The organism is Bradyrhizobium sp. Kon10, from assembly GCF_055807395.1.
This window is the reverse complement of the sequence record NZ_JBVVOZ010000003.1, coordinates 290,763-314,733: the sequence shown is the minus strand read 5'-3', so window position 1 is coordinate 314,733 and position 23,971 is coordinate 290,763. Positions and strand designations below refer to the sequence as shown.

Annotated in this window: 21 protein-coding genes; 11 read left to right on the top strand and 10 right to left on the bottom strand. The window is 64.8% G+C overall.

Annotation, left to right across the window (positions count from 1 at the left end):
• Positions 1–59: 59 nt before the first annotated feature.
• Together AC0L2O_RS06800 and AC0L2O_RS06795 are read left to right on the top strand one after the other, a co-directional pair.
• Complete coding sequence (locus AC0L2O_RS06800; RefSeq protein WP_473369155.1) at positions 60–392, top strand: hypothetical protein; 333 nt, start codon at positions 60–62, stop codon at positions 390–392.
• A gap of 153 nt (positions 393–545) precedes the next feature.
• Positions 546–1,658 carry a trypsin-like peptidase domain-containing protein gene (locus tag AC0L2O_RS06795; RefSeq protein WP_473369154.1) on the top strand — a complete coding sequence of 371 codons (1,113 nt, stop codon included), beginning with the start codon at positions 546–548 and terminating at the stop codon, positions 1,656–1,658.
• Between the two features lie 163 nt (positions 1,659–1,821).
• Here the strand turns inward: AC0L2O_RS06795 and AC0L2O_RS06790 are convergent, their stop codons facing one another.
• Positions 1,822–2,721, bottom strand: coding sequence for a LysR substrate-binding domain-containing protein (locus tag AC0L2O_RS06790; protein WP_409192203.1), 900 nt, complete (start codon positions 2,719–2,721; stop codon positions 1,822–1,824).
• 235 nt (positions 2,722–2,956) lie between these two features.
• On the opposite strand from AC0L2O_RS06790, the gene AC0L2O_RS06785 reads away from it, so the two are divergent.
• A complete protein-coding gene (locus tag AC0L2O_RS06785; protein ID WP_473369153.1) occupies positions 2,957–4,123 on the top strand; it encodes an acyl-CoA dehydrogenase family protein in 1,167 nt (388 codons plus the stop codon).
• A 59-nt stretch (positions 4,124–4,182) separates the two neighbouring features.
• Here the strand turns inward: AC0L2O_RS06785 and AC0L2O_RS06780 are convergent, their stop codons facing one another.
• From AC0L2O_RS06780 to AC0L2O_RS06755, 6 genes are all read right to left on the bottom strand, one after another.
• Complete coding sequence (locus tag AC0L2O_RS06780) at positions 4,183–5,769, bottom strand: AMP-binding protein (RefSeq protein WP_473369152.1); 1,587 nt, start codon at positions 5,767–5,769, stop codon at positions 4,183–4,185.
• A gap of 33 nt (positions 5,770–5,802) precedes the next feature.
• The gene (gene upp, locus AC0L2O_RS06775) at positions 5,803–6,438 is read right to left on the bottom strand and encodes a uracil phosphoribosyltransferase (RefSeq protein ID WP_473369151.1); all 636 of its coding nucleotides are present in this window, start codon (positions 6,436–6,438) and stop codon (positions 5,803–5,805) included.
• Between the two features lie 146 nt (positions 6,439–6,584).
• On the bottom strand, positions 6,585–6,713 hold the full coding sequence (locus AC0L2O_RS06770; RefSeq protein WP_369721584.1) for a hypothetical protein: 129 nt from the start codon (positions 6,711–6,713) through the stop codon (positions 6,585–6,587).
• Positions 6,701–6,952, bottom strand: coding sequence for a hypothetical protein (locus AC0L2O_RS06765; protein WP_473369150.1), 252 nt, complete (start codon positions 6,950–6,952; stop codon positions 6,701–6,703). The genes AC0L2O_RS06770 and AC0L2O_RS06765 overlap by 13 nt, the downstream gene beginning before the upstream one ends.
• A 46-nt stretch (positions 6,953–6,998) precedes the next feature.
• Positions 6,999–7,190, bottom strand: coding sequence for a hypothetical protein (locus tag AC0L2O_RS06760; RefSeq protein WP_473369149.1), 192 nt, complete (start codon positions 7,188–7,190; stop codon positions 6,999–7,001).
• Between the two features lie 136 nt (positions 7,191–7,326).
• The gene (locus AC0L2O_RS06755; protein ID WP_473369148.1) at positions 7,327–7,794 is read right to left on the bottom strand and encodes a hypothetical protein; all 468 of its coding nucleotides are present in this window, start codon (positions 7,792–7,794) and stop codon (positions 7,327–7,329) included.
• Between the two features lie 630 nt (positions 7,795–8,424).
• Here AC0L2O_RS06755 and AC0L2O_RS06750 point away from each other — a divergent pair.
• The 6 genes from AC0L2O_RS06750 (at position 8,425) to AC0L2O_RS06725 (ending at position 16,664) form a co-directional block, all read left to right on the top strand.
• Positions 8,425–8,514 (top strand): K(+)-transporting ATPase subunit F, encoded by a 90-nt coding sequence (locus AC0L2O_RS06750; protein ID WP_038965694.1) that lies wholly within the window; start codon positions 8,425–8,427, stop codon positions 8,512–8,514.
• A 103-nt stretch (positions 8,515–8,617) separates the two neighbouring features.
• The gene (gene kdpA / locus AC0L2O_RS06745; protein WP_473369147.1) at positions 8,618–10,321 is read left to right on the top strand and encodes a potassium-transporting ATPase subunit KdpA; all 1,704 of its coding nucleotides are present in this window, start codon (positions 8,618–8,620) and stop codon (positions 10,319–10,321) included.
• A gap of 18 nt (positions 10,322–10,339) precedes the next feature.
• Positions 10,340–12,454 carry a potassium-transporting ATPase subunit KdpB gene (gene kdpB, locus AC0L2O_RS06740; RefSeq protein WP_473369146.1) on the top strand — a complete coding sequence of 705 codons (2,115 nt, stop codon included), beginning with the start codon at positions 10,340–10,342 and terminating at the stop codon, positions 12,452–12,454.
• 154 nt (positions 12,455–12,608) lie between these two features.
• A complete protein-coding gene (locus AC0L2O_RS06735; RefSeq protein ID WP_473369145.1) occupies positions 12,609–13,214 on the top strand; it encodes a K(+)-transporting ATPase subunit C in 606 nt (201 codons plus the stop codon).
• Between the two features lie 40 nt (positions 13,215–13,254).
• Positions 13,255–15,978 (top strand): DUF4118 domain-containing protein, encoded by a 2,724-nt coding sequence (locus tag AC0L2O_RS06730; RefSeq protein ID WP_473369144.1) that lies wholly within the window; start codon positions 13,255–13,257, stop codon positions 15,976–15,978.
• Positions 15,975–16,664, top strand: coding sequence for a response regulator (locus AC0L2O_RS06725; protein ID WP_473369143.1), 690 nt, complete (start codon positions 15,975–15,977; stop codon positions 16,662–16,664). Before AC0L2O_RS06730 ends, AC0L2O_RS06725 begins: the two co-directional genes overlap by 4 nt.
• 56 nt (positions 16,665–16,720) lie before the next feature.
• Here AC0L2O_RS06725 and ku read toward each other — a convergent pair whose 3' ends face one another.
• The gene (gene ku / locus AC0L2O_RS06720) at positions 16,721–17,599 is read right to left on the bottom strand and encodes a non-homologous end joining protein Ku (RefSeq protein WP_473369142.1); all 879 of its coding nucleotides are present in this window, start codon (positions 17,597–17,599) and stop codon (positions 16,721–16,723) included.
• A 120-nt stretch (positions 17,600–17,719) separates the two neighbouring features.
• Here ku and ligD point away from each other — a divergent pair, with 120 nt between their 5' ends.
• A complete protein-coding gene (gene ligD / locus AC0L2O_RS06715) occupies positions 17,720–20,416 on the top strand; it encodes a DNA ligase D (RefSeq protein ID WP_473369141.1) in 2,697 nt (898 codons plus the stop codon).
• Between the two features lie 110 nt (positions 20,417–20,526).
• On the opposite strand, the gene AC0L2O_RS06710 is transcribed toward ligD, so the two are convergent.
• On the bottom strand, positions 20,527–20,691 hold the full coding sequence (locus AC0L2O_RS06710; RefSeq protein WP_084298933.1) for a DUF3309 family protein: 165 nt from the start codon (positions 20,689–20,691) through the stop codon (positions 20,527–20,529).
• A 175-nt stretch (positions 20,692–20,866) separates the two neighbouring features.
• On the opposite strand from AC0L2O_RS06710, the gene AC0L2O_RS06705 reads away from it, so the two are divergent.
• Positions 20,867–21,184 carry a polyhydroxyalkanoic acid system family protein gene (locus AC0L2O_RS06705; RefSeq protein ID WP_369721595.1) on the top strand — a complete coding sequence of 106 codons (318 nt, stop codon included), beginning with the start codon at positions 20,867–20,869 and terminating at the stop codon, positions 21,182–21,184.
• 3 nt (positions 21,185–21,187) lie between these two features.
• On the opposite strand, the gene treY is transcribed toward AC0L2O_RS06705, so the two are convergent.
• Positions 21,188–23,971, bottom strand: coding sequence for a malto-oligosyltrehalose synthase (gene treY / locus AC0L2O_RS06700; protein WP_473369140.1), 2,784 nt, complete (start codon positions 23,969–23,971; stop codon positions 21,188–21,190).

The window sequence follows — 23,971 nt, the reverse complement described above, 5'->3', positions numbered from 1 at the left end:
TCGCCGCCATCCAACCATCAACCGTCCCTTCGAAAGGAGCGTTAGGGGAGGCACATGCGATGACAAACGTGAACACGAATTCCGGCAACCTCAATCCACTGTTTCACCCAGCGGCCCATTACGACTCGCCCGCCGATGTCCTGAACGCAGAAGAGCTGTCTGCGCCGGAGAAGCGGATCATCCTGTCGTCCTGGGCGTCCGATATGTACGCGGTCGAGTCCTGTCCCGCGTTGCGCGACATTCCCGGCATGAGCCATACCGTCTGGCTCGCCGATATTCTCGCGGCGCTGCGCCGGCTCGACGGCGACAATGACGACGACCCGCCGCGCGGCGGCGGTGTCCCGATGCGCCTGCGGCGGCCCTGGGCCGCCGCGGACCGGCGAGGCGCATGATGCTCACGCAGACCGTTCTGGCTCTGGTGCTGCTCGGGCAAGTCTCTGCGGCCTTCGCCGTCCCGTTCCTGGCCTTGCAAGGCTGGATGGACACGCCGCGCGGCCACGCGTGAAGCGGCTCTCGAATTTCAACCTCAGGCGATGCGACAGGTCATGAAGACGTATGCTGTGCGTTGGCTTTCACTTGCCTTGCTGGTGCTGACGCTCACGGCGTCGCATCCTGCCGCAGGCCAGATCCCGGATATGAAGACGGGCGGCTCGGTGCCGACCCTGGCGCCGCTGGTTCGCCAGGTGACGCCGGCGGTGGTCAACATCTCCGTGCACGGCCGCGTACGCGAGGACAATCCGCTCTATCGCGACCCGCTGTTCCGCGAGTTCTTCGACGTCCCAAAACAGATCGAGAAGGAAGTCAGTGCGACGGGCTCCGGCGTGATCGTCGATGCCCGGAGCGGCTACGTGCTGACCAACAACCACGTGGTCGAGGGTACCTCCGCCGTCCAGATCACGACCAAGGACGGCCGGCAGTTTTCCGCGAAGGTTGTCGGCCGCGATCCGCCCACCGACGTCGCCGTGCTCCAGATCCAGAACCCGACGAGCCTCAAGGCGCTCCCGCTCGGCGACAGCGACGCCCTCGAAGTCGGCGATTTCGTGCTCGCGATCGGCAATCCCTTCGGTCTCGGCCAGACCGTGACGTCAGGGCTCGTCAGTGCCCTTGGCCGCACCGGCCTCGGCAAGCAGGGGTATGAAGATTTCATCCAGACCGACGCGGCGATCAATCCCGGAAATTCCGGCGGAGCTTTGGTCAGCCTGCGCGGCGAACTGATCGGAATCAATTCGGCGATCATCTCGCCCGCCGGCGGCAATGTCGGCATCGGCTTTGCCATTCCCGTCAACATGGCACGCAAAGTGATGGAACAGATCATCGCCAACGGCCGGGTCGAGCGCGGCCGCATCGGCGTTTCGCTGAAGGAGGTGCATCCGTCAGCGAACAACGGACGCAACGAAGGCGCCGCCATCGCCGAAATTGCCGCGGATTCGCCGGCGGATAAGGCAGGCCTGCGCAAGGGTGACATCGTCACCGCGGCGGACGGCCACCCGATCCGAACCGCCGCGCAGCTCCGCAACACGATCGGCCTGGCCCGGGTTGGCGAGGATGTGAAGCTTGCGCTGCTGCGCAATGGCGCGCCCCTCAGCGTCGTGGTGCGAGTAGCTCCGGCGCTCGAGCCGGGCCATGCATTCGCAGGACGCAATCGCGTGGTGCGCTAACGCGATCGCAGCAGAGCTGATCTCAGCAACGGTCGGGGCTCGACGCCCTGCGACCCCCAACCACCGGACAGCTCATGTCGCCCGGTGATCGAACCCGCCCTGGATATCCCTGATCAACCGCCACTCGTCGCTGTCAAGATGTTCGCGAGCTTAAGGTTGCCGCTCACGACAGCTCGATCGGCACGCCCATGCCGCTGAGCTCTTCGTCCAGCCGCAGATAGTGGGCGAGATAGTCATGGAGCGCGGTCGCGGCTTTTGAGGTGGCGCCGCTCGACTTGTAGAGCAGGAGCTCGATCTTCGGCAGCGGTGGCAGGCCCTCGTTCGGGCCGATCTCGCGCATCGCCGGCACCAGCGCGCTGCGCCCGAGCACCGTGACGGCCATGCCGGCAAATGCGGCGGCCTGCAGCCCGCCAACGCTTTCGCTGACGCAGGCGATACGCCAGCGCAAATTGGCGCGCTCCAGCGTATCGATCGCATAGTCGCGATAGATGTTGCCCGGCGGCAGCAGCGCCAGCGGAATCGGGCGTTCCTGGTGCGCGGCGGACTGCTCACCGGTCATCCAGACCAGCTGCTCCCGCCGCACCACCTGGCCGCCGGTGAAATCGTTCATGCGGGTGACGAGCGCGATGTCGACGTCGCCGCGCTTGACCAGGCCGACCAGCGGCGTCGACAGCGCGCAGTTGAGCTCGACCTGGACGCGCGGAAAGGACTTTCGGAATACGCTCAGGATCGAGGGCAGCATGAAGGCCGCATAGAGGTCCGGCGTGCCGAGCACGACCTGACCCTCGATCTCCTGCGAGGCCAGCTGCGAAATCAGCTCGTCATGCAACCGCAGGATGGATTTGGCGTAGGTGAGAACCGTGGTGCCGTCGTCGGTCAGCATCAGCCGTCGGCCGACATGCTCGAACAACAGCTTGCCGGTGAGCTCCTCCAGCCGCTGCAATTGCAACGTGATCGCCGGCTGGGTGCGGCCCAGCCGTCGCGCGGTCTCGGTGATGCTGCCGGTCTCGACCACGGAGATCAGCGACCGCAGCATGCGGATATCGAGACTGATGAGGTTCATGCGGCGTCCATGTCGCCCAGAATTTATGCAAGTTCCATGCTAGGGCGGGCCGGCGCCGGGAGATACGGCCCTGCGATGCGCTGGTCTCACCGACAGGCCTGCCCCGCGTCCCGCCAGTTCTGCGTTGCTGGCATACGGAATATCGATTATCAGCCGGGCGGCGTGCACAAAGCTGCCCAAGGCATATATGCCGCCGCCTTCGGCCGTCGCGGCTCCGATCAAGGAGATCAAAAGCATGGATTTCGCGCTCACCGATCAGCAGGAAGCCATTCGCGACGCCATCGCCAAGATCTGCGAGGGCTTTGACGATGCCTATTGGCTGAAGAGGGATCACGACGGCGGCTTCCCGCATGATTTCCACAAGGCGCTGGCCGATGCGGGCTGGCTCGGCATCTGCGTGCCGGAAGCCTATGGCGGCTCGGGCCTCGGCATCACCGAAGCGGCGATCATGATGCGCACGATCGCGGAATCCGGCGCGGGCATGTCGGGTGCGTCCGCGGTGCACATCAACGTGTTCGGGCTCAACCCCGTCGTCGTGTTCGGCACTGAGGAGCAGCGCAAGCGCATGCTGCCGCCGATGGTCGAGGGCCGCGAGAAGGCCTGCTTCGCCGTCACCGAACCCAACACCGGCCTCAACACCACGCAGCTCAAGACCCGTGCGGTCGCCAAGAATGACCGTTACATTGTCAACGGCCAGAAGGTCTGGATCTCCACCGCTCAGGTCGCGCACAAGATCCTGCTGCTGGCGCGCACCACGCCGCTGGAGGAGGTGCGCTCGCCGACGCACGGCTTAAGCCTGTTCTATACGGATTTCGACCGCAACAAGATCAAGGTCCACGAGATCGAGAAGATGGGTCGCAAGGCCGTCGATTCCAACGAGCTGTTCTTCGAGGATTTCGAGATCCCGATGAAGGATCGCATCGGCGAAGAGGGCAAGGGTTTCCAGTACATCCTCGAAGGCATGAACCCCGAGCGCATCCTGATCGCGGCGGAAGCGGTCGGCCTCGGCAAGCTCGCGCTGTCGCGTGCGACCGAATACGCCAAGACCCGCGTGGTGTTCAATCGCCCGATCGGCAAGAATCAGGGCATCCAGCATCCGCTCGCGGTGAACTGGGTCGAGCTCGAGGCCGCCTGGCTGATGGTGATGCAGGCCGCCTGGCAATATGACAACGGCTTGCCCTGTGGCGCCGGCGCGAACGCCGCGAAATATCTCGCGGGCGAAGCCGGATACCATGCCTGCGAGCAGGCCGTCATGACCCATGGCGGTTTCGGTTACGCCAAGGAGTTTCACGTCGAGCGCTATTTGCGCGAAGTCTTGATCCCGCGCATCGCACCGGTCAGCCCGCAACTCGCGCTCAGCTTCATCGCAGAGAAGGTGCTGGGCCTCGCCAAGTCGTATTAGGCTAACGCGCGACCGTTTGGTCGCGACGAGCCTCGCGAGCTATCCGGAGTTGGCTGTGCTTATTCGGCGGCGATCCATTCCAGCGCCATGGCGCGGAGCCGGGCGCGCTGGATTTTGACGCCATTGGCGCTGTCGGTAACGGGGAAAGCGTCGACAACATAGATCCGCGCCGGGATCTTGTAGCCCGCGAGCCGTTCGCGCAATTGCGCGGTGAGCGCGTCCTGCTGCGGCGGTGCTTGTTGTGGCTCCTGGGCCGGGATCACGAAAGCGACGCAGCGGGCCCGTCCCTTCAGATCGACCGCGACGACCTGGGCATCGGCAACGCCGGTGCAGGATTTGAGCTCATCCTCGATCTCGCCCGGCGCAACCAGAAAACCGCCGAGCCGCATGGCGTCGCCCGCGCGGGTCTCATAGACGAAGGAGCCGTCGCCACGGAGACGGCCGATATCGCCGGTGCGGAAGAAGCCATCCGTCGTGATCGCGTCGCGCGTTGCCTCCGGGTTGTTGAAATAGCCCAGGAAGCACGACGGCGCGCTGATCTCGATTTCGCCGGAGACGCCGTCGGCTGCAAGCGCGCCGGTTTCGGTGTCGCGCACGCGCACCCTGGCCCGCGGTGACATCGGCCAGCCGCCGCCCTCGATGCGATCGGCAAAGCCGTCGCTTGCGCGGCCGATCGAGAACAGCGCCTGCACCTCGCTCGAGCCGTAGAGGCCGTACAGTGGCACGCCGCGCGCCTCAGCCGCAGCGGCAAGCTCGCGCCAGCCTGGCTGAAACGCAGCGAAGCCGAACAGTTCGAGATGCGGAAACGGGCGTGGCGCATCGGTGAGGGCAAGGGTGCGGCGGAACATCTCGTCGGAGCCGAAGCTGTGCGTGATCTTGTGCTTGCTCAGGATAGCCAGCGCCGAAGCCGCCTCGAAGGCGTCGAGCACGTGGACGGTGATGCCGGCGGCCAGGCATGCGAGCAGGCCGGTCATGCCGAAAGTGCCGCAGAACGGCAGCATGGCGAGCAGCGAATGTTTTCGTGGATCAAGCTTGAGCGCCTTGGCCACCGACGCGGCATGCGTGGTCAGCATCCTCTGCGAATGCGCGACGAGTTTTGGTCCCTTGGTGGTGCCTGACGTCGTGTAGAGCAGCACCGGGAGGTCGACGTCCTCCTGAGCTGGCAGGACAACGGGAGAGGATTTCTCAAATGCGTCGAAGCGCACGCAAGGCCAGCGCGCGGGAATCGCAACCGCGCCGATCACCGCGAGCTGTTGCAGCGCAGGCACGTCGGTCGTGGCGATGTCGGCGAGAATGGCGGCGAAATCGATCGTGCGAAAGGCTGGCTCCAGCACCAGCAGCTTTGCACCGGACAGCTTCAGGAGATGAACGACTTCGGCGCTGCGATAGCGCGTGTTGACGGCGGCGATGACTGCACCGAGACGAGCGGCGGCAAACAGCAGGGCGATCCATTCGGCCCGGTTGATCAGCCAGACCGCGACAACGTCGCCCTTGCCGATGCCGAGTGCAGCAAGCCAGGCCGCGGTCTGCTCGATCTTCAGGGAAAATTCCGCGCGCGAGATGGGCTTGCCGTCGAACACGACAACGGGGTCGGCGGCGGCCTCCAGCCCGATCAGCGATTGCAGTGAAAAATCGTCGGCGCGCATGGCAACCGGAGTAACCCGATCGCGCGAACCTGTCTACTTGGTGCCGAACATCCGGTCGCCGGCATCGCCGAGACCCGGCACGATGTAGCCGTGATCGTTGAGCCGCTCGTCGATTGCAGCGGTCCAGATCGGCACGTCGGCATGCTCGCTCTGGAACTTCGCGATGCCTTCGGGGGCGGCGAGAAGGCAAACGAAGCGGATGTCGCGGGCGCCGCGGTCCTTGAGAAGGGAGGCGCCGGCGCAGGCCGAATTGCCGGTTGCCAGCATCGGATCCATCAGGATCACGGTGCGGTCGGACAAATCCTGCGGCGCCTTGAAGTAATATTCCACGGCCTGCAATGTTTCGGGGTCGCGGTACAGCCCGATATGGGCGATGCGCGCCGACGGCATCAGTGCCAGCATGCCATCGAGAAAGCCCACGCCGGCGCGCAGGATCGGCGCCAGCGTCAGCTTCTTGCCGGCGATCTTCGGCGCCTGCATCGGCGAGATTGGCGTCTCGATGTCGACCAGCTCCAGCGGCAGATCGCGCGTCACCTCGTAGCCCAGCAGCATCCCGACCTCGTTCAGCATCTCGCGAAAGCTTTTGGTCGAGCGATCCTTCTCCCGCATCAGCGAAAGCTTGTGCTGGACCAGGGGGTGGGCGACGACGTTGACGTTGTTGCTGCTCATGAAACCGCTCTACACGGTTCCGCGAAACTGCGCCAGATCGGCCGAGGTTTTTCCGCGGGATATGCGGCCTTGGCGAGGCCTGCGGTTCGCGCCCTGTTGCTCGCCCTGCGGGCAGGCGATGCTCAATTCGCGGTCGACCGCCCTTGCTAGACCCCGAGCCCGCGCGCCACGAGGGTGATGACGATCGTCAGGATCGAGCCCCAGACCAGGCTCAACGTCATGGTCAGGATGGTCGTGGTGACCGCGTGCTCGAGATTTTCCTTCAGGAGTTGCATTTTAGGTGTCCGAGGCGGGCTCTGCGGTGATACGCATGCCGAGGAGCAGCAAGCCGATCAGCGCGATCGATGCGTCCGTTCGCCTCGCGCGCGACCCAGAGGCCGGCCTTGTCGCGGCCAATGAAGAACGCGGGAATGGAGGCGCTGACGACATCGGGATCGAGCGGCTCGAGCATTGCGGCCTGCGCCTGCGGGACCTCAGGCCGGCGACGGACAGCTTGAACAGCAATCGCGGCCATGGCGGCGTCCTCACACATCTGCAGGTCATGACGGTCACGGGTGCCCTCAGGCGGGGAGATGCCAGACGTAGATCGCGGTTTTCAGCGCGATGAGCCCGGCGAGTACGCTTCCCATCGAGAGCACGGCCAGCACGCGCAGCGCGATGCGCTTGAGTTGGGCCTGACGCGCGTTCGAGATCCACGCCGGCCGTTCCGCCCAGTTAAAGGGCCGTTCAAAACCATGTGTAAGCATCGACATTTTGGGAGTGTCCTTCGTCTCTCCAGCGGCCGTTTCGGCCGCCGTTAGTCTGTCCCGTATGATGAGCGCTGCGGCATAGGAATGCGAGACGAGCGGCGGTTCTGTCATATAGGAGCGTCATAAGTGCCCGCCTGATCTAGCCGAAATTGTCGCAGGCGACCGGCTCGTAGAGCGGGTCCAGCGCCGGGCGTACGGAGGGAACGCTCGGCCGCGGCATGTCCACGGCCAATGCCTGCACTTCGATGAAAGCCGACAGCAATGCGAGCGCAAGATCGGCGTGCCGGGCCTCGACGGCGGCGTCGAGCCAATCCGGCAATTCGCGTTCGCGCGACAGCGCGCAGTACCATTCGCCCTCGTCATAGGCGAGACGGCGGACCTGCCACAGCGGCAGTTCGAGCTCCATCAGCGCCAGCGCGGCATCGGCCCAAGCCTCGGCATCGATCAGGCGCGCGAGGCGCGCCGTGCGTTCGCTCTGTGTGAGCGAGGGGAGGCGCCGACAGGCCTTGTCGATGATCTCGAGCATCAACGGCCGCGTCATCGCCTGCGCGTTGCGCAAGCGATCATTGAGCGAGGGGGGATCGCAGAGGCGGAGAGCGGCTATCATGTCAGGCTTCCCGGATTGGGCGTCGGTCAGTCGGCCGGCCTCTCCAGGATGGCGGGAAGGGCATTTGAAAACGAGACGGGGAAGGGGCGGAAGATATAGGGATTTCATAAGTATTGGGGATGGGGCGGCGAGGGACGCAATGTGCTGCCGACACCTCACTTTCGTCCCGGCGAAGGCCGGGACCCATACCCCCAGGGAGAAGTCGCTGCGCGAAGCTCTCAACCGTGAGCCTTCGCCAAACCCGATCCTGTGGTTACGGGTCCCGGATCTGCGCTTCGCTTCGCTGCGCTAGTCCGGGACGTCGGGCGAATTGCCTCGCGCGCGTCGTCTGACCGCGCCTCCGGGCTCGGTCCTTATGACATTCCTATAACTTCGCCATAGCCCTCGTCTCGAAAACCTATGTGGGTGATGGCACTTCAGCACGGTCAATAGTTCGGCTGCTGCTGTGGAAGCACGTTTCCGTTTCCGCATAGGCCCGCCGGACGCCCGAGAGACGGTTGCGCCAGGCATGAGAGGCGCAACGAGGAGTATCCCCATGATGGACATTGTGATGCTGGCGCTGGGCTTCGGCTTCTTCGCGCTCGCGATCGGCTACACCTACGCCTGCGAACGGCTGTGAGGGAGCGGACCATGATCTTCGATTATGCGCTCGCCGGTGCCGTCTCGTTCGGCCTTCTATTCTACCTCACCTACGCGCTGCTGCGGCCCGAGCGATTCTGACGGTGCTGCTTCTCCAATTGCGGCTGGCGGGTGCCGCGACGCCGTCTGCGTGCGGTGCTGATGCCGCTATTGCGCCGGACACCAAGCCTCAAGGGTTCATGCCATGACAGTGATCGGTTGGCTCCAGATCATTCTTTTCTGCGCGATCGTTGTCGCGCTGACCAAGCCGCTGGGCTGGTACATGACGCGTGTCTTCAACGGCGAGCGGACGTTGCTGTCGCCGGTGCTGCGTCCGATCGAGGCCGGCATCTACTGGATCTCCAGCGTCGACGAGAAGCGCGAGCAGCACTGGGTGACCTACACGGTTGCGATGCTGCTGTTCCATGTCGGGGGCTTCCTGATCATCTACGGCGCGATGCGGCTCCAGGCCGTGCTGCCCTTCAATCCGGCGGGCCAGGGCGCGGTCGCTGAGGATCTCTCGTTCAATACCGCGATCTCCTTCATCACCAACACCAACTGGCAGAACTACGGCGGCGAGAGCACGATCTCGTATCTCGTGCAGATGGTGGGCCTGACGCATCAGAACTTCCTGTCGGCGGCAACCGGCATCGCGCTTGCTGTAGCCCTGATCCGCGGCTTCTCGCGCGCCTCGATGCGCACGGTCGGCAACTTCTGGGTCGACGTCACCCGTTGTACGCTCTACGTGCTGCTGCCGATCTGCGTCGTCTACACGCTGTTCCTGGTCTCGCAGGGCATGCCGCAAACGCTCGGCGACTATGTCGAGGCCACGACGCTCGAAGGCGCCAAGCAGACCATCGCGGTCGGCCCCGTCGCCTCGCAAGTTGCGATCAAGATGCTCGGCACCAATGGCGGCGGCTTCTTCAATGCCAACGCCGCGCACCCGTTCGAGAACCCGACCGCGCTGTCGAACTTCGTGCAGATGATCTCGATCTTCGCGCTCGGCGCGGCGCTGACCAATGTGTTCGGCCGCATGGTCGGCGACCAACGCCAGGGCTGGGCGATCCTTTCGGTCATGGGCGCGCTGTTCGTCGCCGGTGTCGCCGTCACCTATTGGGCGGAAGCCAACGGGACCTCGATGATGCATGCGCTCGGCCTGACCGGCGGCAACATGGAAGGCAAGGAGGTCCGCTTCGGCATCGTCGCGTCCTCGCTGTTCGCGGTAATCACCACGGCCGCCTCGTGCGGCGCGGTCAATGCCATGCATGACAGCTTCACCGCGCTCGGCGGCATGATTCCGCTGATCAACATCGAGCTCGGCGAGATCGTCGTCGGCGGTGTCGGTGCCGGCATGTACGGCATGCTGCTGTTCGTCATTCTCGCGATCTTCGTCGCAGGGCTGATGGTCGGCCGTACGCCGGAATATGTCGGCAAGAAGATCGAGGCGCGCGAGGTCAAGATGGCGATGCTGGCTATTCTCGTGCTGCCGCTGATGATCCTGGGCTGGACGGCGGTCGGCGTGGTCTATCCGGCCGCGGTCGCCTCGATGGCCAATGCCGGGCCGCACGGCTTCACCGAGGTGCTCTACGCCTACACCTCGGCGACGGGCAACAACGGTTCGGCCTTCGCAGGGCTGACCGGCAACACCTTCTTCTACAATTTGACGCTCGCCAGCGCGATGTTCGTCGGCCGCTTCTTCATGATCATCCCGGCGATGGCAATCGCCGGCTCGCTCGCCGCCAAGAAATCCATCCCGCCGTCGGCGGGCACGTTCCCGACGACCGGTGGACTGTTCGTCGGCCTCGTCGTCGGCGTGATCCTGATCATCGGCGGACTCACGTTCTTCCCGGCTCTCGCGCTCGGCCCGATCGTCGAGCACCTCGCGATGAACGCCGGCCAAATCTTCTGATTGATTGGAGTGACCTCCATGGACACCATGAAACTGCAAAAACGCGCCTCCGGCTCGGCGATGCTCGACCCCAGGATCGTCGTGCCGGCGATCCGCGCGTCCTTCGCCAAGCTCGACCCGCGGCTGATGATCAAGAACCCCGTGATGTTCGTGGTCGAGATCGTGGCCGCGCTCACCACCGTGATCTTCCTGCGCGACCTCGTCACCGGCGGGGCGAATCTTGGCTTCACCTTCCAAATCATCCTCTGGCTCTGGTTCACGGTGCTGTTCGCCAATTTCGCCGAAGCGGTCGCCGAAGGCCGCGGCAAGGCCCAGGCCGATTCATTGCGCAAGACCCGCACCGAAAGCCAGGCCAAGCTTCTGACCGGTACCGGTCAGGCTTTCACACTGGTACCGGGCACGAGCCTCAAGGTCGGCGACGTCGTCATGGTCGAGGCCGGCGACACCATTCCCTCGGACGGCGAAGTGATCGAAGGCGTGGCTTCCGTCAACGAAGCCGCCATCACCGGCGAATCCGCGCCTGTAATCCGCGAATCCGGCGGCGACCGCTCGGCGGTAACCGGCGGCACGCAGGTGCTGTCCGACTGGATCCGCGTCCGCATCACCGCGGCGCAGGGCTCGACCTTCATCGACCGCATGATCAAGCTGGTCGAGGGCGCCGAGCGGCAGAAGACGCCGAACGAGATCGCGCTCAACATCCTCCTGGCCGGCCTCACCATCATCTTCGTGTTCGCCACCGTCACGATTCCGAGCTATGCGACTTATGCCGGCGGCTCGATCTCCGTGGTCGTGCTGGTCGCGCTGTTCGTGACGCTGATCCCGACCACCATCGGCGCGCTGCTCTCGGCTATCGGCATTGCCGGCATGGACCGGCTGGTCCGCTTCAACGTGCTGGCGATGTCCGGTCGCGCCGTCGAGGCCGCCGGCGACGTCGACACGCTGCTGCTCGACAAGACCGGGACGATCACGCTCGGCAACCGCCAGGCAACCTCGTTCCGTCCGGTGCGCGGCGTCACCGAGCAGGAGCTTGCCGACGCGGCACAACTCGCTTCGCTCGCCGACGAGACGCCGGAAGGCCGCTCCATCGTCGTTCTGGCCAAGGAGAAGTACGGCATCCGCGGCCGCGACATGGCCGAGTTGGGCGCGACCTTCATTCCGTTCACGGCGCAGACCCGCATGAGCGGCGTCGATGCCGGCGGCTCTTCGGTGCGCAAGGGCGCCGTCGATGCGATGCTCAATTATGTCGGGGGCGGCGCACCGCTGGCCGTTGCCTCCGGCAACGCGGCCCGCGCCATCCAGCCCGCGGCGCTCTCGGATATCGGTCGCGAAATCCAGACCATTGCGGACGACATCGCCAAGGCCGGCGGCACCCCGCTTGCGGTCGCCAGGGACGGCAAGCTGCTCGGCGTCATCCAGCTCAAGGACATCGTCAAGGGCGGCATCCGCGAGCGTTTTGCCGAGCTGCGCCGCATGGGCATCCGCACCATCATGATTACCGGCGACAACCCGATGACGGCCGCCGCGATCGCGGCGGAAGCCGGCGTCGACGACTTCCTGGCGCAGGCAACGCCCGAGGACAAGCTCAAGCTGATCCGCGACGAACAGGCCAAGGGCAAGCTGGTCGCGATGTGCGGCGACGGCACCAACGACGCGCCGGCGCTCGCGCAGGCAGATGTCGGCGTCGCCATGAACACGGGCACGCAAGCGGCGCGCGAGGCCGGCAACATGGTCGACCTCGACTCCAACCCGACCAAGCTGATCGAGGTGGTCGAGATCGGCAAGCAGCTCCTGATGACGCGCGGTGCGCTGACGACGTTTTCGATCGCCAATGACGTCGCGAAATACTTCGCGATCATCCCGGCGATGTTTCTGGCCTTCTACCCGCAGCTCAACGTGCTCAATGTCATGAACCTGTCGAGCCCGCAAAGCGCCATCCTGTCGGCGATCATCTTCAACGCGCTGATCATCATCGGGCTGATTCCGCTCGCGCTGAAAGGCGTCGCCTATCGTGCGGTCGGCGCCGGCGCGCTGCTCCGCCGCAACCTGCTGATCTACGGGCTGGGCGGTATCGCCATTCCCTTCATCGGTATCAAGGCGATCGACCTCGCGGTGACCGCTTTGCATTTGGCTTAACGCGTCATTGCGAGGAGCGAATCTCTCTGTCATTCCGGGGCGCCTCGAAGAGGCGAACCCGGAATCTCGAGGTTCCGGGTTCGATGCTTCGCATCGCCCCCGAACGACGGCAGGGATGCTCCGCTCGAGATGACGAAATAACTGGAGACCTAACATGCTCAGAGAAATTCGCCCCGCCATCGTCCTGTTGCTGGTGCTCACCGCCATCACGGGCCTGGCCTATCCGCTCGCCATGACCGGAATTGCCGGCATGCTGTTTCCCGCCCAGGCGCAAGGCAGCTTGATCGAGAAGGACGGCAAGGTCGTCGGCTCGGCACTGATCGGGCAGGAGTTCAAGGACGACAAATATTTCCACGGCCGGCCGTCGGCGACGCTGGCGCCGGACCCGGATGATGCGACCAAGACGGTGGCAGCGCCTTACAATGCCGCCAACTCGGGCGGGTCCAACCTCGGCCCGACCAGCAAGGCGCTGGCCGACCGGCTGAAGGAAGATGTTGACAGGCTGAAGGCCGAGAACCCGAATGCCGCCGTCCCGGTTGACCTGGTCACGACCTCGGCCAGCGGCCTCGACCCGGACATTTCGCCGGAGGCGGCGCAATTCCAGGTGCCGCGCGTGGCCAAGGCGCGGAATATGCCGGACGCTCAGGTCAGCCAACTCGTGGCGGCCGGCACCCAGGGCCGTCTGTTCGGCCTGCTTGGCGAACCGCGTGTCAACGTATTGGCGCTGAACCTTGCGCTCGACCGCGCCACCGCGAAATAGCGGTCTAGGCCCGCGGCGACCGAATGATTATATTGGCCTGATGGTCCGAGAGCGCCGCGATCCCGAACAACGTCCGTCTCCTGAGGCGCTGCTGGAAACAGCACGCCGGGAGGAGAGCGCGAGCGGCAAGCTCAAGATCTTCGTCGGCGCCGCTCCCGGCGTCGGCAAGACCTACGAGATGCTGCAAAGCGCCCACGCCAAGCGCAAGGCCGGCATCGACGTCGTGGTCGGCTTTGTCGAGACCCATGGCCGCGCCGAGACCGAGGCGCTGGTGCGCGGGCTGGAAGTGATCCCGCGTAAGACGCTCGACTATCGCGGCCAGATCGTCGAGGAGATGGACCTGGACGCCGTGATCGCGCGGCGGCCGAAAATCGCGCTGGTCGACGAGCTCGCCCACACCAACGCCGCCGGCTGCCGCCATCCCAAACGTTACCTCGATGTCGAGGAGTTGCTGTCCAACGGCATCGACGTCTACACCGCGGTCAACATCCAGCACATCGAAAGCCTGAACGACGTCGTCGCGCAGATTACTCATGTGCGGGTGCGCGAAACCGTGCCGGATTCGGTGTTCGACCGCGCCGACGGGATCGAGCTGATCGACCTCACGCCCGACGATCTGATCCAGCGGCTGAAGGAGGGCAAGGTCTACGTGCCCAAGCAGGCGGAGCGGGCGCTCGAGCATTACTTCTCGCCCGGCAACCTGACCGCCTTGCGCGAGCTCGCGCTGCGGCGGACGGCCGAGCGGGTCGACGAGCAGCTTCTGACCCACATGCAGGCGAACGCCATCGCCGGCCCCTGGGCCGCGGGCGAGCGCATTCTCGTCTGCGTCAGCGAGGACCCGCGCGCGGCCGGGCTGGTGCGCTACACCAAGCGACTCGCGGACCGGCTGCACGCGCCGTTCACCGCTGTCTCGATCGAGACGCGGCGCTCGCTCCAGCTCTCCGACGCAGAGCGCGACCGGCTCGCCGATACGCTGCGGCTTGCCGAATCGCTCGGTGGCGAGGCGCTGACCATTCCTGCCGCCGGCCGCCGCATCGCCGATGATGTCGTCAATTTCGCGCAAGGCAACAACGTCACCCAGATCGTGATCGGCAAGTCGAGCCGCTCGCGCTGGTTCGAGATGACGCGCGGCTCCGTCGTGCACGATCTGGTGCGCAGCGCCGGGAATATCAGCGTTCACGTCATTCCGGGCGACGATCTGCCCGGCGAGTCCGCGCCCAAGGCTGCGGTGCAGACCGCGGCCCGTTCGGAGCCGTTCAATCCGCTGCCCTATGTCAAGGCGCTCGGCATCGTGCTGCTCGGCCTCGGCGCAGCCGAGCTGATCCAGCCACGATTCGGCATCGAGAACGTGGATCTGGTGCTGCTGACGGCGGTGGTGGCGGTTGCGGTCCGTTATGGATTGTGGCCGTCGCTGCTCGCGACTGTCGCGGCCTCGCTGTGCTACAATTTCTTTTTCCTGCCGCCGATCTACACCTTCACGATCACCGATCCGACCAATGTCGCCGCCTTCGTCCTGTTCATGGTGGTTGCGATGATCGTCTCCAATGTCGCGGCGCGGGTGCGGACGCAGGCCGATTCCGCTATCGGCCGCATCAGGACGACCGAACAACTCTATGCGTTCAGCCGCAAGCTCGCCGGCACCGCCACGCTCGACGACGTGCTGTGGGCGACCGCCTATCAGATCGCGCTGATGCTGAAAGTCCGCGTGGTGCTGCTGCTGCCGGAGGACGACCTGCTCACGGTGAAGTCCGGCTATCCGCCCGAGGACCAGCTCGACCAGGCCGACCTTGCCGCCGCCAACTGGGCCTGGAGCAATGATCGTTCCGCCGGCCGCGGCGCGGATACTTTGCCAGGCGCCAAGCGGCTGTTCCTGCCGATGCGGACCGGGCGCGGCCCGATCGGCGTGATCGGCATCGACAATGACCGCACCGGTCCGCTGCTGACGCCGGAGCAGCGCCGGCTGCTCGACGCGCTGGTCGACCAGGGCGCGCTCGCGATCGAGCGCGTGCAACTGGTCGAGGACATGGACCGCGTCAAGCGCACCGTCGAATCCGAGCGGCTGCGCTCGGCGCTGCTGACCTCGATCTCGCATGATCTCAAGACGCCGCTGGCCTCCGTGCTGGGCGCTGCTTCCACCATGCGCGATCTCGCCGCCGCGCTGTCCGACAGCGAGAAGCGCGACTTGCTCGCGACCGTGATCGACGAATCCGAGCGGCTCAACCGTTTCATCGCCAATCTGCTCGACATGACCAAGCTCGAATCCGGCGCCATCGTGCCCAACACGGCGCTGCACGATCTCGGCGAGATCGTCGGCAGCGCGCTGCGGCGTGCCAGCAAGATCCTGACCGCGCACAAGGTCGAGCTGGTCTTGGCGGCTGATATGCCGATGCTGCAGTTAGATGCCGTACTGTTCGAGCAGGTGTTGTTCAATTTGCTCGACAACGCCGCGAAATACTCGTTGCCTGACACCACGATCTCGATCAAGGGCCGGCGCGAGCGAGATCAGGTGCTGCTCCAGATCTCCGACGAGGGCGACGGCATTCCGCCCGACGAGCTCGAGATCGTGTTCGACAAATTTTATCGCGCGCAGAAGGGGGACCATGTCCGGCCCGGCACCGGGCTCGGGCTCGCCATCTCGCGGGGATTCGTCGAGGCGATGCAGGGCACGATCTCAGCCGCCAACCGCGGCGACCGCAGCGGCGCGGTTCTGACGATCCGTCTGCCCATTCCGGCCCCGACCCAGGCATTGGATACCGCCGCATGAGCGCTGCTCCGATCAAGGTTCTGGTCATCGATGACGAGCCGCCGATCCGAAAACTGCTCCGGATGGGGCTGACCACGCAGGGGTATGACATCCTGGAGGCGTCAAACGGCAAGATGGCGCTGGAAAAGCTCGCTGAAGGGCCGGCGCTGATCATTCTCGATCTCGGCCTGCCCGACATTCAGGGCCATGAGCTGCTGCGCACGATACGCGCGCGCAACGAAAGCGTGCCGATCGTGGTGCTGTCGAGCCGCGGCGACGAGGCTGGCAAGGTGCAGGCGCTCGATCTCGGCGCCGACGATTATCTGACAAAGCCGTTCGGCATGGACGAGCTGCTGGCGCGACTGCGCGCTGCGCTGCGCCACCAGCTCCAGGTCCAGGGCGAGCGCCCGGTGTTCCGCAGCGGCGATCTCTCCGTCGATCTCGTGCGCCGGATCGTCAAGGTCGGCGAGCGCGATGTGAAATTGTCGCCCAAGGAATACGATCTTCTGCGCGTGCTGGTGCAGCACGCCGGCAAGGTGCTGACCCATCGTTTCTTGCTCAAGGAGCTCTGGGACGAGCTGACCGACGCGCAATATCTGCGCGTTTATGTCCGCCAGCTGCGCCAGAAGATCGAAGCCGATCCGGAGCGTCCGCAATATGTGCTGACCGAGACGGGGATCGGGTATCGGCTGAAGGCGGGGGATTGATCCGCGCCGTCATTCCGGGGCGCGCGTCAGCGCGAGCCCGGAATGACGAGGGTCCATCAACCCGCCTTGCGGTGCCGCGCCGTCGAACGGTGCGTCTTCTTCGCAGTTCGCTGCCGGCCGGTCGCCCGGCGTGCGTGGGACTTGGCGGACTTCCCGCCGCGTCCCTTCAGACTCTGCTTCAACGCATCCATCAGGCTGACGACGTTGCTCGGCCGCTCCTCGGGCTCGGGAAGTTCGATCTTCTTGCCGCTCGCCTTGCGCTTCACCAGCGCCTTCAGTGCATCTTCATACTCGTCCTTGAATTTACGGGGGTCGAAATGCGCGGCCTTGGTGTGGAGAATGTGGCCGGCGAGATCGACCATGTCCCTGGTGATCTTCGGGCTCTTGATGTCGTCGAAGAACTGGTCCTCGTCGCGCAGCTCGTAGGGATAGCGCAGCGTGGTGCCGAGCAGGCCCTTGCCGAGCGGTTCGATCGCCATGACATGCTCGCGGTTGGTGAGCACGATCTTGGCGAGCGCGACGCGGTCCTGATCCTTCATCGCGTCGCGGATCACGGCAAAGGCGTCAACCGCGGCCTTGCCGTCCGGCGCGATGTAATACGGATGGTTGAGATAGCGCTGATCGATCTCCTCGCTCGGCACAAAGCTCTCGATATCGATGGTGTGGTTGCTCTCGATCTGGACCGCCTCGAGCTCCTCGGGCTCGATCTCGACATATTTGCCCTTGCGCAGCTCGTAGCCGCGCCCCTTCTGCTCGCTCTCGACGATGTCGCCGGTCTCGGAATCGACCATCTGCTGCTTCAACCGGTTCCCGGTCTCGCGGTTGATCAGGTGAAACCGGGTCTTCTCGGCCGCGGTGGTGGCGGGGTAGAGCACGACGGGGCAGCTCACCAGCGAGAGCTTCAGCGTCCCTTTCCAATAGGCGCGGGGAGCCATTCCATTCTCCAGCGTTTTCAAGGCCTTTCAGGAACTCCAACCGGGCTCCGGGGTTTTGGTTCCGGGGGCAAGTCCGGCCATGATAGGCTCGGGCAAGCGTGGAAGAATGCAGGATCAACCGTGCTGAGAAACCTCTCCACCTATCGCAAGAAGCGGGATTTCGAGATCACGCCCGAGCCGTCCGGGGCCACGGCAGTCGCGCCGTCGACCCAGCGGCGGTTCGTGATTCAAAAGCACGATGCGACGCGGCTCCATTATGACCTTCGTCTGGAGTTCGACGGCGTCTTCAAGTCCTGGGCCGTGACGAAAGGACCCTCGCTCGACCCGCACGACAAGCGGCTGGCCGTCGAGGTCGAGGACCATCCGCTCGATTACGGCGATTTCGAGGGCACCATTCCGGAAGGCCAGTATGGCGGCGGCACGGTGATGCTGTGGGACCGCGGTTATTGGGAGGCGGAGGATCCGGACCGCGGCTTCAAGAAGGGCGACCTGAAGTTCACGCTGCACGGCGACAAGCTGCACGGCAGCTGGGTGCTGGTGCGCATGCGCAACGACCGCAGCGGCGGCAAGCGCACCAATTGGCTCCTGATCAAGCACCGGGACGAATATGCGCGAGAGGCCAAGGACAACACCATTCTCGATGAAGACAAGTCGGTCGCCTCCGGACGTGCGATGGAGCAGATCGCCGAGGGCAAGGGCCGCGCGCCGAAGCCTTTCATGCGCGCGAACGGCGCCAAGGCCAAGGCCGATGCGGTGTGGCAGTCCAATCGCACCGAGGAGCCGAAAGGCCGCACGGTCAAGCCGGCCCCGCGCGCTGCGCTAAAGGGTGCCAAGACAGCAAAGAAAGCGAAGCAAGCCGCGCCCGCTACCAACGCCAAAAAAGTTTCGGAGATGCCGGATTTCGTGGCGCCGCAGCTCTGCACTTCGGTCGAACGCCCACCTGCTGGCGAAGGCTGGTGCCACGAGATCAAGTTCGACGGCTATCGCGTGCAGCTTCGGGTCGAGGACGGCAAGGCGGCGCTGAAGACCCGCAAGGGCCTCGACTGGACCGACAGGTTCGCCGCGATTGCCAAGGAAGCGGCCGCGCTACCGGATATGATGATCGACGGCGAGATCGTGGCGCTCGACCACAACGGCGCGCCGAATTTCTCCGCGCTTCAGGCCGCGCTGTCGGACGGCCAGTCCGAAGATCTCATCTTCTTTGCTTTCGACCTCCTGTTCGCCGAGAGCCTCGACTATCGCAGCCTGCCGCTCGGCGAGCGCAAGTCCCGTCTCAAGGAGCTGTTGGATGCGCGCAAGCGGAAATCGACCCAAATCCGCTATGTCGAGCATTTCGAGAGCGGCGGCGATGCCGTGCTGCAATCCGCCTGCAAGCTCGAGCTCGAAGGAGTCGTGTCCAAGAAGCTCGACGCGCCCTACCGCTCCGGCCGCACCGAAAGCTGGACCAAGGCGAAATGCAGGGCCGGCCATGAGGTCGTGATTGGCGGCTACAAGACCACCAACGGCAAATTCCGCTCACTGATGGCCGGCGTGCATCGCGGCGATCACCTCGCCTTTGTCGGCATGGTCGGTACCGGTTTCGGCGCCGACAAGGTGAAGCGTATCATGCCGCTGTTGAAGGCGGCGGAAGCGAAGCAAAGCCCATTCGGCGGCAAGAATGCGCCGAAGAAAGCCCGCGAGGTGCACTGGCTCAAGCCGGAGCTTGTCGCGGAGATCGAGTTCGCCGGCTTCACCGCCGACGGCAACATCCGTCAGGCCGCTTTCAAGGGCCTGCGGCAGGACAAGCCGGCCGCGGAGGTCGAGGCCGAAACGCCCGTCGATGTTAAACTTGCCAAGCCCTCGGCCGACACGCGGACCAAGTCGCGCGCGAAGGCGAAGCCCGCAAGCGCCCCGAAACAGAACGGCCAAAGCGCCGAGGTCATGGGCGTCGTCATCTCCAAGCCAGACAAGGAGCTCTGGCCCGAGGATCGTGAGGGCGAGCCGGTCACCAAGCTGGATCTCGCGCGCTATCTCGAAGCCGTCGGCGACTGGATGATCGTCCATCTCAAAGGACGGCCCTGCTCGCTGATCCGCGCGCCCGATGGCATCAAGGGCGAGTGCTTCTTCCAGCGCCACGCCATGCAGGGGACGTCGAATCTTCTGGAACTCGCAAGGGTCTCCGGCGATCGCAAGCCGTATCTGCAGATCGATCGGGTCGAGGGGCTCGCGGCCGTGGCGCAGATCGGCGGCGTGGAGTTGCACCCCTGGAATTGCGCGCCCTATGCTTACGACACGCCGGGCCGGCTGGTGTTCGACCTCGATCCGGCGCCGGACGTGGAATTTGCCAATGTCGTCGAAGCGGCAAAGGATTTGCGGCAACGGCTGACCGCTCTCGGGATGGACAGCTTCTGCAAGACCACCGGCGGCAAGGGCCTGCATGTCGTGGTGCCCTTGCTCTACGGCGCGCGCGACAAGGTGAGTTGGAAGGAAGCCAAGGCGTTCGCGCAAGGCGTCTGCCAATGGATGGCCGATGACGATCCCGAGCGCTATCTGCTCAACATGTCTAAGAAGCTGCGCAAGGGAAAGATATTCCTCGACTATTTGCGCAATGATCGCATGTCGACCGCGGTGGCGCCGCTCTCGCCGCGTGCGCGCGATGGCGCGACCGTGTCGATGCCGGTCACGTGGTCGCAGGTGAAAAGCGAGCTTGATCCGAAGCGATACACGCTGCGGACCGTGCCCGGATTGCTGGCGCGCTCAAAGGCCTGGGAGGGCTATGACGATGCGGCGGCGCCGATCAAGGCCGCGATGAAGAAGCTTGCGGCGAAAGTGAAGTAGGGTGGGCAAAATAAAGCAGGGCGGGCAAAGCGGAGCGTGCCCACCGTCGTACTGGTTGCGGCGAAAAAGGTGGGCACGGCGCAACAGCGCCTTTGCCCACCCTACGAGAACTAGATTCGCCCCATCAGCAGCAGGATCAGCAGGATGATGATCACGAGCCCGAGCCCGCCGCCGCCGTAATAACCGGTGCCGTAGAACGGGCCACCGCCGATGCCGCTGAAGCCGCCGAGCAGGGCGATGACCAGGATGATCAGAATGATCGTACCGATAGACATGCGAATCTCCTCCAGCCCTTTGTCAGAGGGTTGTGTTTGTACGTTGTGCCACGGCAACTTGCCGCAGGTTTGAAAGTTCCGCGTATGAAACAGGATGGCAGGCGGCAAGCGCATGGAACCTTTGCCCGTGCGGCCGACATAATGAGTTGAGGATCGAACAGCACGGGGCAGGATCATGTCGGCACCGCTCGTCGTTTCAATTCCCCATCGTCTCGGCCGCGAAGAGGCGATACGCCGGCTCAAGAGCGGCCTTGGCCGTGCGGCGGCCAGCATTCCCGTCATGCAGGTGGAGGAGGAGCGCTGGAGCGGCGACAGCATGAATTTTCGCATCCGTGCGCTCGGCCAGATCGCGAGCGGCCAGGTCGATGTCACCGACGACCACGTCAACGTTCAGGTGGTGCTGCCGTGGTTGTTGCAGCGCTTTGCCGAAATGGCGCAGGCGACGATCCGCAAGCGCGGGCAGTTGCTGCTGACAAAGGACGACGGAAAGTAAGCTTCAGGCGCGGAGGCGCTGCCGCGCGGGCTTGACCGCGCCTGCGGTGCGTGCCTCGACCACGGCCGCGGGAAGTTCACGAAAAGACTGTGCAACTTGCAGCGCGTTTCTCGTCAAGCCCGGCGCGGAATAGCCGGCGATATTGATGGTCGCGTCGAAGCCTTCCAGCACGGGCCATTCGCGGCCCGTTTGCGTAAATGGCGCGAACTGCCGTCCGACCACGACGATCGCCGCGTCACGGCCATGTCGCCGGGCGAAGGCGATGACATGCTCCGCGTGCGCGCCCCGCACCTCCAGCGGTTGGTAGTCGCCATGGGCGAAGACGTCGGGGAGTGCGTTGCGCAGCATGAGCAGCCGCCGCGTCCAGGCGAGTTTGATCTGGCCGTCCGGCCAGCTCTTGATCAGGCCGCTCCAATCCCGGTTGTCCGGCGATCTCAGGGCTGCGTGCCGCGCGGCAAAATCCACCGGGCGGCGGTTATCGGGATCGACCAGCGATAGGTCCCAGAATTCGGTGCCCTGGTAGAAATCGGGAATGCCGGGCAACGTTGCCTTCAGCGTGAGCTGGCTCAGCGAGTTCAACGCGCCCAGCAGCGCGACGCGGCGCGCCAGGGTTTGCAGCGACTCCAGAAATTCGGCGGACTGCGCGGGATCGAGGATTGTCGCGATGAAGCTCCGCACGCCCGCTTCGTACGCCTCATGCGGATTGAGCCAGCTCGTCTCTTCCTTGCCCTCGCGTGCGGCCTTGAGCGCGTAGGCCTGGATGCGCTCCACGAAATCGCCGCCGAGCCCGTCGAGCGGCCAGGCGCCGAGCAGGGTCTGGTAGAGCATATATTCGAATGTGGCCGACGGCGCGCGCAAATTACCATCCAACGCGAGATGCGGCGCGTTCAGGACTTTCCAGCGCGAAACCATGCTGGTCCATTCGCCGGGAATTTCACTCAGGGCTGCGATCCGCGCGCGAGCGTCCTCGCCGCGTTTGGTGTCATGCGTGGCGGTTGCCGTCATGCCGTACGGCCATTCCTTGGCGCGGGCTTGCATGGCGTGGTGGAAAGCGGGAACGGTGAGCCCGTTGCTTGCGGGATCGCCGCCGACCTCGTTCAGGGCGAGCAGCCGGTGGAATTGATAGAAGGCGGTGTCCTCCAGCGACTTCGCCATCATCGGTCCGGTGAACTGCTGCACCTTGAGTGCAAAGCGGCGCACTCTTGGGGCGCTATGCGGGGGGCGGTCGGGCTTGAGCAGGTCCATGGTGAGCGCATCGCGCAGGAAGTCGAAAATGCCCTCGTCCGCGGCGAACCATTCAGCGCGGGCGCGTTCGATGGTATGGTCGATCAATTTGCGGTCGTGCGCGGCGGGCGCGCCGGTCGTGAGATAGGTGCGGTACACCGGGAAGTGCAGCACGTAGAGTTCGAGCGCCTGCCGCAGGCTGTCGGCGGAAAAGTCCCGGCTCGAATAATGCCCGTTGGCGATGCGTGCGAGCAGGCGCGTCAGCACGATGAATTCGCTGGTGAGCAAGGTCTGCAGCACGCGCCGCTTGGCATCCTTGACGTAAGGCGCAAGCCGCGGCGGCCGGTTGCTGATTTGCCGCCAGGTCTCGTCAAGTGCTTTCAATCCCTTGGGATCGACCAGCACATGGGTGATGACGTTCAACCATTCATAGCCGGTGGTGCCTTGAACGCCGGCGAAGTGCGGCAGGCGCTCGTGCTCGCACAGGATCTTCTCGATGACGGTAAAGAACGGCTTCGTCGTGCCTTGCGCGTCGCGCACCAGCCGGCGCAGCCGCTGGCAATATTGCGCGGGGTCGCGCAGGCCGTCGATGTGATCGAGGCGGATGCCCTGCAATTTGCCCTCGGCGACGAGCTGCTTCACCAGCCGATGGGTGGCGGCAAACGTGCCGGGATCCTCGACGCGGAGGCCGGCGAGCCCGTTGACGTCGAAGAAGCGGCGGTAGTTGATGTCGCTGGACGCGAGCCGCCAATGACCGAGCTTGTAGTGCTGGCGCTCCAGAAGATGATGCAGCGCCAGTGTCTGCGCCGGACGATCCTTGGCCGCGCGATAGGCGCCAAGGCCATTCGCGATGATGTCGGCGGCGCCCGCGATCTGCTTCAGCTCGGCCTTGAAGCCGGGCGCTTCCTTGCGATTCGGCCGGCGCAATCCCGTGTAGCGGGTCGCGAGCGAAAGCAGGCGCTTGCCGGCCTCCGTCTCTGCGGCATCCGCCTCTTTCACCATCGCCCGCAGCATTTCGCCATAGCGCTCCGGTGCGATCGGCAGGCGATGCTCGAAATACCAGGCCGAAAAGCTGCCCTCGTCGGGGTCGTAGCGCAGCTCGATCTCGCCGCGCTCGAGCGCTTCGCCATAGGACGCGCCGAGGATCGGCAGCAGCACGCCGCCGCGGGCACGGTAGGCCAATTGATCCCAATCGATGTCGAAGGAAACCGCGTGCGGCGAGGCCTGGCCCCACTCCAGAACGTCCAGCCACCACGGATTGTCGGCAAAATGCACGCCGACATGATTGGGCACGAAATCGATGATGAGTCCGAGATCGTGCTGCTTGAGCGCGTCGCTCAGCCGCGCGAAGCCGGGCTCATCGCCCAGTTCGGGATTGAACTGGCTGTGATCGACTGTGTCGTAGCCGTGGGTCGAGCCCTTGCGGGCCTTCATCACCGGCGACGCGTAGAGATGCGTGATCCCCAGCGCCTTCAAGTACGGCACCACGGCGGCGGCCTTGTCGAAGTCGAAATCCGCCGTGAGCTGGAGGCGATAGGTCGCGAGAGGAATGGCCGGAGGCAT